The following is a 14,698-nucleotide window of genomic DNA, read 5'->3' on the forward strand; positions in this document are numbered from 1 at the left end:
TCGCCAGAACGAGCCAGGGTAGTGATTGCATGACAACTGACATGGCCGCGTGAACTAAGTTGCATAGGAGATGTTCAGGCGTAACATGGGCATCCAACCTCCTTGAGTCGCCTCTGCGGCTACAAATCCTCTAATCCTCGCCATCACAGTGAAAATCTCCCGCTGGTAGGCTCACGTTATGGATACTCTGGCCACACGCAGGGCACAGCGAGGCTCGCAAGCCCTAGCATCTTACTGTATGCAGATAAGGTAATCCCTAATCAGCAGCTGCGATTATCGAAATGCAGTCCTATAAGCAGGACTGCAGATGCGAGCCAGTCCGGTAGAAATGGCTAAGGTGTTGATTGGATTAATCCAGATCGTGGTATGGTCATATTAAAGTTCGGCTAAAAACATCGAATCGGATTGAGTTGACGTATTCTGCGGATGTGTTGCGCTCTCTAAATACTGTTTCGAAAATATAAAATTCTGAGCGTGTAGCCTCGTTGCTCAGGATGTCTCCGACAATAAATAGTGCTCGATCTTCAGGGTGGAGCTTTAGCCAGGCGAGTAGTTCGTCTATGATTTTAGTGCGTGGAATGCCATTTTCCAGCTGTCTGCCTAGCCACTGATAACGATTCACGATTGTGCCAGGTTCGTTTAATAGGGCAAGGTCCAACGTTTGGGTGTGAACCGCTTTTTCGGAAGGTGGCTTTGGGGCGTATGGGTTTGAGTTAATGATGGGGTCAATGTACTTGGTGCGAAAATCTGTCAATCCGCCCTTGGTGCATTCATGAGCTAAAAGTACTAACTCGTTGTTGGTGAAATGGTTGAGGTAGGGCTTAATATTATTCAGCGCTGTTTTCTGATTGTGGTTCGGGTTTTTTCTGTGCAAATATTTGAATGAGCTTAGGCTGAAGTGTCTTAAAAGCTCGCATGGGTGTGGAGAGGAGTCGAAAGAAGCTTGTGCCAGTTTTGCGGTTGCTGCGTCGCTCATTAACAGCAGTATTTGTACAATCATTGGCTTGGATTTAAGGCTGGCCCAGCGTGGCTCCAACATGGAAGTGACTTTGTGTGGGTCTACGTTGTAAAGTGCCCTTGCGAGAGAAAACTCTAGATCTGAGAAGCTTTCTGGGCTTTCTGCTAACCTGTCTAGGAGTGGCGGAAGGGTATCCGTCAACTCTTCCGACCATAGATAACGCTCGATTTGAAGCCAATAGACTGGGTCCTCTGGGACTTTGTTAACAAGCTCTGAAATGACAGATTGGTCTTTCATTCGTGCCCGTACCCACAATGCTCGCTCATAAAGTGGACTTTCCGGACGAATCGTACGTGCAGTTTTGAGGTCACGGTCTTCAAGGGTTAATGCCCAAAAAGCGAATGCCTCCTGTCTGATACTCTCGATCTCTTCAACGTTACATGCTATAGACATGAGTCGATCTTTAGATTCTATCGACATTTTTCTGCCTTTGTTTCGCCCTCCACGTTCCCAGTCAGACTTTAAGATTCTAGGGTCGATAAAGTTGGAGTTTTCTGCTGAGTAGCGTGCTAAGTGTTCTACTGCGTCTGGATGATCCACGGCCCTCAACATGTAAGTTATCGGCCATCGAAGCTTTTCAGAACGCTTCGATCTGTAAATAAAGTATTGTATTGCTTTGCTAGGTGTGTACGTTATAAATGCCCATGCCACATTTTCAGCAGCAATTCGCTCGGCTGGCTGTCCCATAGTTGAGTTGGTCTCGTCTGGGAGAGACTCCCAGGCATCGCAAATCGGCCCCAGAGTTATTTCTGAGTTGTCTCCGCTACACCTGGCTGCGGCAAATATATATGAAGATAGACAGTCGATCTTACTGCGATCTTGGTCCCAGCATTCTTGAATCGATTCGGCAAGAGAGCTACAGCCAATATAGCCTGCGAGTCGCAAGGCTCCGACTTTGCTGTTAAAAACTTTTTCGTGGCAATGGCCTAGTTCTCTTTTTATTGCTGGCAGAAGTTCGTCTCGATAACTATTAAGGACGGAGTTTGTAAGGTTTTGTATTGTGCTGCCCGCAGTGCCTAGCTCACAAAGCTGCAAGAGAGTAAAGCCTGCGCTGAAATTACCATTCTTAAAAGCTGCCGCAAGCAGGGGATGCCAAAAATAATCGTCTCTACCGAAAGAACTTACAAGCGATAAGACGTGCGTGGAACTTACTTCGCTAAGTGTTCGGGCGATTGCGTATCTTTGGTTGGAAAAATCTGCGTCGTTAGAACGATAGTGTAGCCAATGGTATAACGCTTCGGCTGCGGTGTCAGCGTAGTCGCTATCAATTTCGGATGCAATACGCAATGCATGAGCTGCCGTTACAGGTGTAGAGTCCATTAGAATCAAAAGTCTGGATAATGGAAGTTTTATTTTAACTATCGCATCTGCGGTCGCCTCTGAAAAAAATGGGTCGGTAACGTAGTGAGGGAATTCCTCCGAGCCAATTGCCTCAGTGATAGCTCCGCTGAGGAGTTTGTGCAGCAAACGATCATGCCTGAACTCTAAAGTGCCGTCTGTGTTTGTGTTGTTTATGCGTAATAGGTTTCCTTCTAGAGATATTTTTGTTAAGAGGTTAATTGTGTCCCTGTTCGGGATCCATGAGGTGATCTGGCTCCAGTTAGGTGAAAGGACTCCGTGCTGTAGCATGGCGTGAAGTAAATTATTGATGGTGTGGGTTAGTTCAATCGGCATGCAGTGCGAACGGTTGGCGATAATTTTTATATGGTCTTCAATATATTGATTAATTACATCGGCAGGAGGTTCGGTAGATTTCATGTCGTAGATGCCGATCAAAAATGGATCATGCCCGAGTTGATCTGCTAAAGTTTGGATGTGGAGCTCGTCGATTGATACGTGAGACCTGTCGGCCCGTTTGGAGATCGCTTTGATCGCTTCGCTGGAAGTGTATTTTTCGACGTATATAAGGTCTACGTTTTCTAAAGTGCGTTTTTTATCTTCGATCACGTCAAGATGCTGAGGCCAAATAGGAAGAATGACTCGCCAAGATCGAGCGGCTGCACGAGTCCAGCCTAAAATTTTGTTTAGCAGTAACGCCGGAGTCTCTACGCGGTTCACATCTTCTATCAGGATTGTTAGTGGCTCTTCTTTCATGCAAAGCAGTAGTACTTTTCTGCCTGCTCCAGCTTCTAGGTCAGGTTCCTGGCGACGAAGCTCAGCTTCCAAAGCAATTTCAATACTGGCAGCGCCAAGTAAAAATTCCGATTTGAGTACAATGGCGGGCAGTCCATCAGTGATATAGGAATCTAAGGCAGTGGCGCAGGAGGTTGTTTTTCCCATTCCAGATGCTCCGACCACCAATGTGTCGGTACGTTCTAGGTTAAAGTTCTCACGTCGAATAGTTACTTCTAATGTGTCAAACGGAAGGTGGTCCTGCAAACTACGCCTTCCTATCTGAAGCAGAAGCTGACGGGACAGCAATTTAACGGGAGCGCCGAGATGGTTGCGTCTTATTATTTGACCCGTAGGGTCCGTGTCTAAGAAATGGGCGATTCTAGAAACACTCCAGATATCAAGATGGATTCCAGTTGATTTCGCTAAGCTTTCTACCGATGATCGTAAATCCACCGATGGTTCACAGTTGGTAGTCAAGGCATATGTGACAGCGAGCTCTGGGTGCTCTTCACGGAGTTTTCGAATCTCAGAAATCCCTTTAATCAAGTCTCCGGCAGGCTTGGTTGGCTTACTCCCAGGCTTTTTAGGTATGACTCTGGCAGGGTCATGGAGCCATTTGCCCTTCAAATCGTTTTGCTCCGTGGTGTGTGCAGCGCAAACAAACCGGGGCGGGGACTCCATTAGTAGCCAGCCTACATTATCAAAGGGGGCTTTCACGGTCTTGCCGCCAGGTTTCACGCCGGGATGGGACAGATTTCCGTAAACCATTGGGGACGCAGCTCGAAGTACGGCTGCGGCTAAACGCTCAAAGGCCGCGGCATCGTTCATCTGGGATAAACTACGCTCAGTATCAGAACTCATTTCCATATGTTAAACACCGTGAAAAAAGAAACATTTGACGTCCAAGCTAGACGCACGACATCGCTACCAGTCAGAGGTACTTCTTGAACGTTGCAGTCGTGATCGCCACCATGCATCCAGGTAATGCAGCACACGGCAGCAGCACCCATGTGGGATTCAACGAGCAAGGTAGGGAAAGGTAAATCACCCATGGACTCACCATCAATGGCAACAGTGCGCGTTTTGCTCGATGTTAGACAAAGCTGCTTTCTCGACCAGCTCCAAATTTACGCAGGTCACGTCGCATCAAACCGTCGACGGCACCGGTGATCACCGCAATTAGGAACAGAGGCATAGCCAGAGTCAGCACCGCCAAGCGCACCACAAAAGTGAAGATCGTGAATAGGGCTGGCAGCAGGTAGTCCTGCATCACAACGTAGGCTTGCGCGAACTGCCCCTGCAGTGACGCTTCTCGACTGAGCAGTTTCAGCTGGGTGTCCGATTTCGCCCATCCAGAGCGCACCACGACCCAATCGTTCAGGTGTTCGAGTACCTTGGCGGTCGCTTGCGCGGGTTCTTGCACAAGCAGTGAATTCTTGAAATGGCCACTGAGTCAACCCAGCTCACTCAGCCACATGGCATGGCTGTGATACCAGCCCTGCTCGGGCCAGAACCACAGCATTCCCACGAACTCCAGCACGATGGAAAACATCAGCGAAGCGAGCAGCAGGCCGAGTAGCCGCAGACACAGCCCGAGCATGCCGAAGATGAGCCCCGGACTTCGCTGTGGAGGAGGCGGGCTGGCTGGGGTGGTCAACATACGGGCTCCAGAGTATCCGGTTGCTCACTGCGTGCTCATTTAGGAGCGTCTGCGCCCTGGTGGAGGCATTTCGGGATCGAAATCGACCGTCGGAGCACCGCTGGTGCTGCTCCACCAACCTTGGTTAGTTGATTTCCCGCCACCGAACAGGAGTAGCAGGGTCAAGGTGTAGCCTGCGCATAGTGGCGATCTGGAAAAAGTCCTCCTTGACTGAGAGTAACGCAGCTTCCGCCTCCGCAACCTGATTGGCCTGACGGTATCGCTCGACCAGGGAAAGGCCCAAAAGAGGCTTCCACGAGAGTGGGGAGCCACTGCCGTATAGGCAGCTCAGAAATTACTGTTGATGTCAGCAAGGATCTGTTGAGAATTCACTGCCGTACAGGCAGCGGGACCTTGGTCAGGCTTGGTATAGAGCTTTATGGTGAGCAGGTTTGTTCCGTTAGATTGTTATTCCTGTGATACTGAATGGCCATATTTCGCCTCACCGGTTGTCGCCAAACACTTTGATGATGCCGGCAGTTCATTGCTGTCTGCTTAGCTCGGAAGAGGGACGACGTAGCCATAAACGACTAAAGGACACTATATGAGCTTGGATAGCCATCCTGCCAAGGCCATGCCATCGAACAATACCGCCACGAGCAGCAACGCAAGCTCCTCGGCGGGAGCCGTCGCTGCACTAGCAGGCTATGACTATCAGCTCAATGTATCGGAGCTGGCGGCTCTTCGGCTGCTGCTGATTACTAAATCTGCCACGAGCCTGACTTTGGAACCTGCCAATGAAGAGGATCTGGAGGCTGATTTAGAACCCTTTGAACCGAGTCCGGTGGTCCCTAAGGCATCCTTGGCCAGCGGGTACAAGTTGGTCATGCAGGTGAAGTTTTGTTCGGGTGATCCTTGGTCGGTTGCGGACTTCACCAGCCTGCTCAACCACGGTAAAAAACGACGGCCTGCCAAGCATCACCTTGATGATCCCGACACCCATTTCCTGCTGGTGACCAACGCAGACGCGACAGGTGTTACTCGCGATCTGCTCGTCTCGGATTTTGAGGAAAAACCCGATCCGGCTTCGTTTCCACCCTCACTCAGACAGACACTGACGAAGACCCCAGAGGGTCGTGTAGCCATCTGGGGAGGACTTACTAACGAGCTCATAGAGTTCAAGATCAGGGAGATCCTGTCTGACTTGCTGCGCATTCCTCACTCTCGCCTGAAGGCGTGTCGTGAGAAGCTGAGGTCAGAGTCACTCCGTCGCATGCGTGGCACAGGCCCTGGGGTCTGGACTCGCGATGAACTACTGGCCATCGTACGTGAGCATGGGGGCTTTCTGGCGAGTGCGGCGGAGCTGGACGCGTTTGTCGAACCCTCTAATTTTGAGGCGATGCTGTCCCACTTTCGTAAGCAAGGCGCCATTGTCATTACCGGTCCTTCCGGGACGGGCAAGACACTTGCTGCACTTGCGCTGTGTGAGCGGGCCCGGTTAGCGGCGCCAGGCCTTGATGTCGTCACGGTGAATCCTGCCGAAGGTCCGTCAGTTACAAGACGCCTGGTCAATTCAGGTCCCACATTATTTTACCTGGAGGACCCCTGGGGGCAGTATAGCCTCAGATCGGGTTCTGAGAGTTGGACGGAGCAATTGCCCAAGTTGCTACCTGGTGCACGCGCTGGCAACCAGTACGTGGTCACGTCACGTGCTGATGTAATGAGGGAGGCTGAGGCGGAGCGGGGTCTTAAACGATGGTCACTGGAGCTCGATGCTGATCACTACAGCGACGGCCAACTGGCTGAAATCTATGAGAAACGCATGGCAGCGATCGCCACGCCTCTGCAGTCCAAAGCTCTGGAATTCAAGCGCGAAGTGCTCGCAGCGTTGGAGACGCCACTGGAACTCGATCTGTTTTTCACGAACCTCTCTGAAGGTCCTGAGGCAGACGAGTCGGATTATACGCTTTTACACCGCCTACTGGGCCTGGCTCATCGCGATGCGGTCGAGGGTGTTGTCGTCAAGTACTTGAAAGCGGTAGACCAAATAGGTCTGTCGGCTGTTGTGTGGGGGCTAGTGGCGGCGCGTGGTCATTTCGACCGAGAACAACTGAGTGCTGTCGTGCGCCGATTGCGCCGCATTGATCCTCCCTTGGGAGCGCAATTGGACGGTGCTGTTGATCGGATGATTGTTGCTCGGCATTTACGCCAGCCCAACCGTAAGGTCACCTTCTCCCATACGAGCGTTCGTGCAGGCTTTGCGGCGTTTCTCAAAAAAAACTGGTACCGCAGCGAAGATGCTCTCGATGCACTTTTATCCGCTCTGGTTTCATTGTCCGGCGATCAACGTGCTTGGGGACTGGAGACCGCCGCGCGTCTCTTGAGCAAAGCGCTCAGTTTCAGCCAAGACCTGAAGGACAGTCATGGCGTATTTGAAGCGGCGCAAGCCAGTCGAAGCGCCATTGATGATTGGCTTAGTGAGTCGCTTCTCGATCCTCATTCCGAATTTATGCCGCTGCTAGAGCTCGCCGCCGATATCGGATCGGTCGACTCCATTCCTTCAGAGGTTGCACGATGGATACTCAAAGGGAGAAGAGGAAACGAGGGCTTTTTGATCGACAATTGGACGCCGCCGGAGTTTAGCGACAAGTGGTACGAGCAAGTGAGCGCTGATCCCCGTTCCGCAGTGATCGTGGGCCGTTTCATTCGAGAGCAGTTGGCACAAGATTTAGAAAACTACAGCCGGCATTTCGTTCTTGAGCTTGATCGGGTCACCACTGGGCTGGCACCCGCTTTTATTGAGGTTGCGCACAAAGTCATCGGTACACCTCTGCACTCAAATGCTCGCGTGATCGCCGCGGGAGCAATAAGAGACTTGCCGGGCTACGAGGCGGTACTGGTCGAAGCGCTGGCAGAACTCGACGCGTTAGAGTTGTCATATGAGCAACATGCAGAGGAATGGAGGGCCATCGAAGATGGAGAGCGCGACTCTGCGTATGAAGAATGGTACGCCTCTCTACCGGATGACGAGGGCGAGGCTTCACGCATCTTCGTGGCTACCTACATCTCTACCAAGCGCGCTTCGGGAGACTGGCAGGATCTGGCTAAACATGCGCATGCCAAACGTTTGGTCGGCGCATGGGCGAGCAGTATTTCGGACTCCAGGCAAAATGTCAGTGAGGATGAGCTACTCAGTGTCTTGAGTATTGCCGTAGGCGCAAAAAAAGAGGATACGGCGTGGAGAGCTGTTTACACCCGTTGGCGCCCCTCGTTTGAAAAGCCGTTGCTGGATCGGCTACTTTCCTCACCTGAAGATGAACACCTCCGCAAGGCGTTGATGCTCTGTGCTTACTCTGCGGCCGCCATAGCCCTGGTTGAGTGTCTCAAGGCGTCCCTGAGTTCGCCAGCGGCCCTCGTTCACCTTTTGGTGGACCTGAGTGTGGTGGCGAAGGAGGAGGAGCAGAGGAGGCTCGTTGAGCTGCGCTATCTCCTCCCGGAGGCCGCCGAAATACTGGGGGCTCTGTGCGCTACGAATGGCTCACAAGATGTTGGGCCTTCCGCCCTGTCCTTGCTGGAGTCGGCTGCGTCGAGTTGTTCTTTGACTGTGCTGGCCCACATTGTGCCGATCATGATCGCGAGTGGCTGTGTGCCGGTGTTTACTATCGAGCGTTGGCTGGATGAAAGCACGGAGGCGGGGAGCGCACTTGCAGCAACAAATGCTGCGATCGCAATAGACAGTGAGCCGCTGGTATGGCATGCACTGACGCATCAGCGTGCCGATGCACGGTGTGCTGCATTCGAATACCTGGCGTCTAGGCTGCCGGATCCGTTGCCGCCACAGTTGCTCGATCTGAAAAGTGATCGTGGAAGCCGCGTGCGTCTTGCGCTCGTCAACGAACTGAGTCGTCGACCACAACAGGACTATTTGCCGGTCTTGATGCACCTGTCGAACGATCGCTGCTCCGATGCTAATCCTGCCTATGACGAGCCGACGTCGTACGGGATCGCTCGTGCGGCGGTGGTTGCGCTTGAGGGGTACGGTGAGCTGTCGTTCGAGTATGGTAGGCAGCTTATAGACCTCGCGAGAGCTTCCGAAGACAGGTTCCTACGTCGTATAGCACTCACTGCTGCCGCCAGTTTCTGTGATGCCGAGATTCGCCGACAGATCTGGGCCATATGCACAGATAAAAACCTCACGTGGTGGGGCCGTGCCGACGCTGTGGAGGCATTGGCTTTGGCGCCTTTTGTTGAAGCAGACATTCTGAATAAGATCACCCCCAAGCGGTTGATGAGGGTATCTGCAACATTAGCTGCTTCACTTACGGCTTTGGTGAGCCTGCATTTTCCTGTCGCTGAGGCTGCCGCCTTTCTTGAGCAGATTGGAAAGTCTCAGGCACACCGAGCCTTGCTGCTGCTGGGCGCCTACGAGCTGGAGAGTCGTGATCGTGCAGTGGCTACGGGGCTACTTGGTCTATTGGACGATGGTCACCCGGCTCGCAAACTACTTGATGACGACGGCACACTTTTACCGTCTAACGTGCTTGAGGACCTTGGCGATGTCAGAGTTCGCAAGCGGGTAGGGGAGTGGCTGAAGGATCGTATTGAGGAAAATTAGTCTTACGTCAAATGTGTCGGGTGCTAGACCGCTCAGCGGTTCACTGACTCGATTTCTCCACCCGTTCCAGCCTTGATGACGACGTTGTAGAGTCGATTTGCAACCAGTCACCAACGTGCTCGATAGCGAATCCATTTCCCGAACGATGAACCCCAAGGTGGTTAGGGTACAACGTGACTATCGACTCGGTAATTTCCGCCCGGTCTAGTCTAATCGGAGCGGTGCCATTGATAGGTTGGTGGATGAGAGGACACGGGTGCATCCAGTGCCTTACTATGCCCCAACTGACATAGCGTTTCTTCCATCCATGGCCAAATTCTTTCCAGCACTCGATCATGCGGAATTCCGCAGCAAAGGCGAATTTACGCTTTTTCAGGAACTAGCGGCACTTGACGATGGGTTTGTCGTCATCCATTCGCTACCTTGGCTACGCGGCCGGACAAAGCGGGTGTACTCGCAGGATCTGCAGGGCTACCTGCGAGTTTCCTTAGAGAGAAGGCACCTGTCTGGCGAGGTGGACTTCGTAATCTTACATGCGGAGCTGGGTATGCTTTGCATAGAGACGAAGTCAGGTTTGTATCAGCCGTCGGGCGTTCGATTCATTCACGAACGTGACGGTTATGAAATCGATCCTCTGAATCAGATCAAGGACAACGCTTTCGTCCTCGTCGATATGTTGCAATCGTGGCAGATGAAGTGCCCAGTCGGTTATGCAGTGCATTTTCCAGACTTCGATCTGGAGAGCTCGCAAATCGCCAGTGCATACGTGCCGCTCGACCGGCAGTTGCCCGACGGTATTCTAATCCTCCAAAAGCACTGTCAGGACATGCCTTCGCGCATCGTGCAATTGATGGAGCACTGGAAGTCCGCACTGAACTACGACATCAAGGATAATTTCAGCCATGAAATCAAACAGTTTCTCGACTCCGTCTGGCCGCGGGAATTACGGGAAGGGGCTCTTGGCCGGAAAATCGTTGCGGACAGCGAGTTGTGGCTTCAATTAGACAAAAAGCAGGCGAATCAGGTGGCATTGTGCGTCGACTCTGATCAAAGGTTGATCGCGGGGTTTTCGGGCAGCGGCAAGACGTTGATAGCGCGTTCTCTTGCTGAGCAGTTTGTCGCTCGGGACCTCAAGGTACTGTTCCTTCTGAAGAACCGCCAGATTACGCATAAGGTGGCCGCTCAATTGAGCCAGTTTGGCCGGGCGGTGACTGTTCAAACCTTTCATTCCTACTGCGAGTCCCAGGGCAAGCGGAACAGGGAAAACAGCTCCGGCGAGCCCAACTATGACGAGCATCACCTAGCCCTGCATGGGTCGGTAGATCAACAGTACGCGGCGTTGATCGTCGATGAGGCTCAGGCGCTCAATGAGGCCGATCACTTGGCGCTGCGCGACCATTTCGCCAACGCACGCAAGTTCGTTTTTGCTGATGAGCTCCAGGTACTACCCGGGATCGAAAAAGGCAGTTCCTATCGATTTCTGGAGGATACCTATGGCGAGCGATTCTTCTATTTGGCAACGGTCTACCGGAATCCCGGAGGCATCACTCAGACGATGATGGAGATGCTACCGCCACGACATGAGGTGAATTGCCCTCGGCCGATCTCCGTGGAGGACTTGTCCAGAAGCATTAGCTGGGATGTCTCCAAGACAATCCAGACCATGATGGCGAGCCTTGCTAAATCAGGTGTGATGAACGAGGACTTGATCGTGCTAAGTCAGTTCTCCTCGTCGCTTGAGGAGATCAAAGTTCCACGCTCCACGATCTCGGCGTATCGCGGTATGGAGGCGCCAGTCGTCATCGTCATAGCAGGCTTCGAAATGGATGACATCACATTGGCTTGCGCTCTCGGGCGAGCTACCACTCGTGCCTATGTCATCGTGCCTATCGAACTGCTTGTGGGTCAGAGCAGCGTAAAATCAGATTTCCTGCGCAAAGGCTTGGGGAATATTGATCGTAAACCAGTGCTCGATCAGGATGCCCGTGCTCCGGCCCCACGATTTATCGTTAACAGAATGCGAAAATACGCCGACTTGTACGGAAGACACGAAATCTTCGGCGAAGGATTTGTTTACGCAAGCCGATGGAGGCGGTGGGTATATGAAGGCGGCGCCAGGTGGAGCAATCGTGGAGTTCAGCTTTGGGGCTGGTGGATATCGCTATCGACAGGTCTTCCCATAGCTGGAATCGACGTTGTGCGTAATGAACTGACAGAGGGCTATCTCAAGCCCTGCACCGAATGCAATACGATGACACCGCATAACATGTACGGCGCATGTCTGACTTGCCTCGCGGAGCCATTGGACGAGGCCAAGGTTTTTGAGGTCGCCCAGCAGGCGGTTGAATTGGGTACTGCGCGATCAATGAGGCGCGGGCAGTCTTTAATCAAGGTGGCCGCACTGGTCGGCAATTTTCAATTTCCGCGCTCTAATGACCCAGTGCATGGGATTAGTGAAGTCCCTGTCCTATTCCTCGCCACTACGATCGTCGAGTTTCGGATGCGCAATGATGCGACCGTTGCCACCAAATCCGAGGTAGTGCATTGGTTGCGGGATGGGTTGGTAACCAGTGACCTAGATGGCTCCATCGAGAGCCTTGCGGGCCGCGCGATAGGCAGTCTCTGTGGGCAGAAGCTCATTGTGAAGATTGAGGCCGGAAAGTACCGGCTTACCGATTCTCAATAGCCTCGTAAAGGTGGGGGCATCCTTTTCAAACCATTCAAAGCATGCCCTCAGATATGCCACCAATGTAGCAATAGTCTTGAAGTGAATGGGCCTTCATGACCTATGAAAAGCCAGAAATGATCAACTAAACAGCCTGCCCGACGACACCTAAAGACTCTCAGGGTCGCCGAAGAACATCTGAATCCGCGACCTTAACCAGCGCTCACCCGGATCATTATCCTGCGACCCACGCCAAGCCATGTGCAGCTCAAACGTGCGTGTAGGCAATGGTGGATCTTCTGCACGTACACCGCCAGCCGACGTCAGCGCATCGGCCGCGTAGTCCGGCACGGTCGCCACAATGTCAGTCCCGGCCAGCAATGTACTCAAGCCGTTGAACTGCGGCACAGCCAGCACCACGTGGCGTTTGCGGCCAAGTTTTTCCAGCTCTTCATCGATGAAACCACTGAGGTCACCCGCGAACGAAACCAGCGCATGCGGACGCGCGCAGTAATCGTCGAGGCTCAGCGGCCCCGGCACGGTGTCGGCGCGCAGCAGTTTCGGTGCGCTGCGGCGCAGTACCTTGCGCTTGGCGTTGGCCGGCAGGTCAGTGGTGTAGCTGACGCCAATCGAGATTTCCCCGGAGGCCAGCAGCCCCGGCATCAGGATGTAGTTGACGCGGCGCACCACCAGAACAATTCCGGGGGATTCCGCGCGCAGGCGTTTGAGCAGCATCGGCAGCAGGGCGAATTCGACATCATCCGACAAACCAATGCGGAACACCGAAGTGCTGGTCGCAGGGTCGAACTCTGCGGCGCGGCTGACGGCCGTGGAAATCGAGTCGAGGGCCGGGGAGAGCAGGGCGAAGATTTCTACCGCGCGGGCAGAAGGCTCCATGCTGCGCCCGGTGCGCACGAACAGCGGATCATCGAACAGACCACGCAGGCGTGAAAGCGCTGCGCTGATCGCCGGCTGGCCGAGGAACAATTTCTCCGCAGCACGGGTCACACTGCGCTCATGCATCAGTGTTTCAAAAACGATCAACAGGTTCAGGTCGACACGACGCAGGTCATTACGATTCATCTGGAGTCCTGGCAGAGTCATCAAGCTTGACGAGAGCGGCCATATGAGAACAATGGCCGGCATGAATCTTACGGGTAAAGGCTGGTACTCTGCACCGGAAAATTCAGCTTTACTGAAAGGGCGGCAGCAGTTTGTTCATCATTTTTGCCAGTGCCGTCCTTGCTGCGGAATCAATGACAGGCATGTCGACTATTAATAGCCACTGATGGTCTTGGTTGAAAAGCCCATATAGAGTTCAGGGCATTAGAGGTTACTTTGACGAGGTTTGCGATGTCCCGCACGATCCGTTTTCACAAGTTTGGTCCGGCCGAGGTGCTCAAATGCGAAGAGCATGCGGCCGCTCAGCCAGGTCCTGGCGAAGTGCAGGTGCGTGTCGAAGCGATCGGCATCAGCTGGTACGACACGCTTTGGCGTCAGAATCTCGCCTCGTCCCAGGCTCGCCTGCCTTCCGGCCTTGGTCATGAAATGGCCGGTGTGGTCACGGCTATCGGTGACGGCGTTGAAGATCTGGCAATTGGCGACAAGGTTGCCAGTTTCCCGGCCGAAAGCCCGAACGACTATCCGGTTTACGGCGAGCTGATTGTCCTGCCTCGTACCGCGCTGACCCGTTATCCGGACGTGCTCAGCCCGATCGAAGCCAGCGTGCACTACACGCCGCTGTTGATCGCCTATTTCGGTTATGTCGATCTGGCACGGGTCAAACCGGGGCAGTTTGCCTTGGTGACCGACGCCAGTCATTGTGCCGGCCCATCCTTCGTACAGCTGGGCAAAGCGCTCGGCGTGCGGGTGATTGCCGCAACTAAAACCGCTGAAGAGCGTGAATACCTGCTTTCGCTGGGTGCCGAGAAAGTCATCGTCACCGAAGAGGAAGATCTGCTTCTGCGGATCAACAAGATCACCGACAACCGTGGTGTCGATGTCGTGTTTGACGGCCTCGGCGGCCCACAGATGTCGTTGCTCGGCGATGTGCTGGCACCGCGTGGCAGCCTTGTCCTGTATGGCTTGCAGGGTGGTAACCAGACACCTTTCCCGGCCTGCGCAGCGTTCCAGAAGAATATTCAGTTCTTCGTGCACTGCATCGGTAACTTCACCGGCAAACCGGAACTGGGCATTACTCAGGATCACGTCGCCTTGCAGCGTGCCTTGCGCGATATCAATCAGTTGACGGCCGATCGTGTGCTGCTGCCGCTGAAAACTCGTGTATTCCCCTTCAACGAGTTTGTTGAAGCCCACCGCTACATGGACGAATGCCCATGCCGCGAGCGGGTAGCCTTGCAGGTCGAGCCGGCCTGATCCTCCCGACCAGAGTCCGTGGCCCCACGGACTCTCCTGTGCCATAACCCCTGTCACCCACGAGAATCCCGGGCCCGGCGCTTGGGACAGTTCAGCAACTGAACTGGTTTTTGCTCTCGATCTGTATCTTCTAATCCCCCTCCAGACACTGATAATTGAACGACTACTTTCATCTCAAGGAATGAGCGATGGCTGTGCACTTCAATTGCTCTGCGCGATATCAATCTGCTATTTTTCAGCAGCACCCAAACTTCTGTTTAAAAGTTGTAG

Annotated in this window: 5 protein-coding genes and 1 pseudogene; 3 read left to right on the forward strand and 3 right to left on the reverse strand. The window is 53.3% G+C overall.

What is annotated here, in order from left to right; translation table 11 throughout:
- Positions 1-370: 370 nt before the first annotated feature.
- Both ACOI8A_RS22350 and ACOI8A_RS22355 read right to left on the reverse strand, forming a co-directional pair.
- Positions 371-4,000 (reverse strand): hypothetical protein, encoded by a 3,630-nt coding sequence (locus tag ACOI8A_RS22350; RefSeq protein WP_420657817.1) that lies wholly within the window; start codon positions 3,998-4,000, stop codon positions 371-373.
- A 64-nt stretch (positions 4,001-4,064) separates the two neighbouring features.
- A pseudogene (locus tag ACOI8A_RS22355) lies at positions 4,065-4,793 on the reverse strand (TIGR03747 family integrating conjugative element membrane protein).
- A 583-nt stretch (positions 4,794-5,376) separates the two neighbouring features.
- Here ACOI8A_RS22355 and ACOI8A_RS22360 point away from each other — a divergent pair.
- Together ACOI8A_RS22360 and ACOI8A_RS22365 are read left to right on the forward strand one after the other, a co-directional pair.
- Positions 5,377-9,387 (forward strand): hypothetical protein, encoded by a 4,011-nt coding sequence (locus ACOI8A_RS22360; RefSeq protein ID WP_420657818.1) that lies wholly within the window; start codon positions 5,377-5,379, stop codon positions 9,385-9,387.
- 307 nt (positions 9,388-9,694) lie between these two features.
- On the forward strand, positions 9,695-12,073 hold the full coding sequence (locus tag ACOI8A_RS22365) for an NERD domain-containing protein/DEAD/DEAH box helicase (RefSeq protein ID WP_420650753.1): 2,379 nt from the start codon (positions 9,695-9,697) through the stop codon (positions 12,071-12,073).
- Between the two features lie 147 nt (positions 12,074-12,220).
- On the opposite strand, the gene ACOI8A_RS22370 is transcribed toward ACOI8A_RS22365, so the two are convergent.
- The gene (locus tag ACOI8A_RS22370) at positions 12,221-13,135 is read right to left on the reverse strand and encodes a LysR family transcriptional regulator (protein WP_420650752.1); all 915 of its coding nucleotides are present in this window, start codon (positions 13,133-13,135) and stop codon (positions 12,221-12,223) included.
- A 270-nt stretch (positions 13,136-13,405) separates the two neighbouring features.
- On the opposite strand from ACOI8A_RS22370, the gene ACOI8A_RS22375 reads away from it, so the two are divergent.
- Complete coding sequence (locus ACOI8A_RS22375) at positions 13,406-14,428, forward strand: zinc-dependent alcohol dehydrogenase family protein (RefSeq protein WP_420650751.1); 1,023 nt, start codon at positions 13,406-13,408, stop codon at positions 14,426-14,428.
- The last annotated feature ends 270 nt before the right edge of the window (positions 14,429-14,698 follow it).

Origin of the sequence: Pseudomonas sp. P4795 (assembly GCF_048822895.1) — a bacterium.
Lineage (GTDB): Bacteria > Pseudomonadota > Gammaproteobacteria > Pseudomonadales > Pseudomonadaceae > Aquipseudomonas.

Coding starts and splice junctions, on each gene's coding strand:
- ACOI8A_RS22350 (WP_420657817.1), bottom strand. CDS start 4,000: ATGGAAATGAGTTCTGATACTGAGCGTAGTTTATCCCAGATGAACGAT.
- ACOI8A_RS22360 (WP_420657818.1), top strand. CDS start 5,377: ATGAGCTTGGATAGCCATCCTGCCAAGGCCATGCCATCGAACAATACC.
- ACOI8A_RS22365 (WP_420650753.1), top strand. CDS start 9,695: ATGGCCAAATTCTTTCCAGCACTCGATCATGCGGAATTCCGCAGCAAA.
- ACOI8A_RS22370 (WP_420650752.1), bottom strand. CDS start 13,135: ATGAATCGTAATGACCTGCGTCGTGTCGACCTGAACCTGTTGATCGTT.
- ACOI8A_RS22375 (WP_420650751.1), top strand. CDS start 13,406: ATGTCCCGCACGATCCGTTTTCACAAGTTTGGTCCGGCCGAGGTGCTC.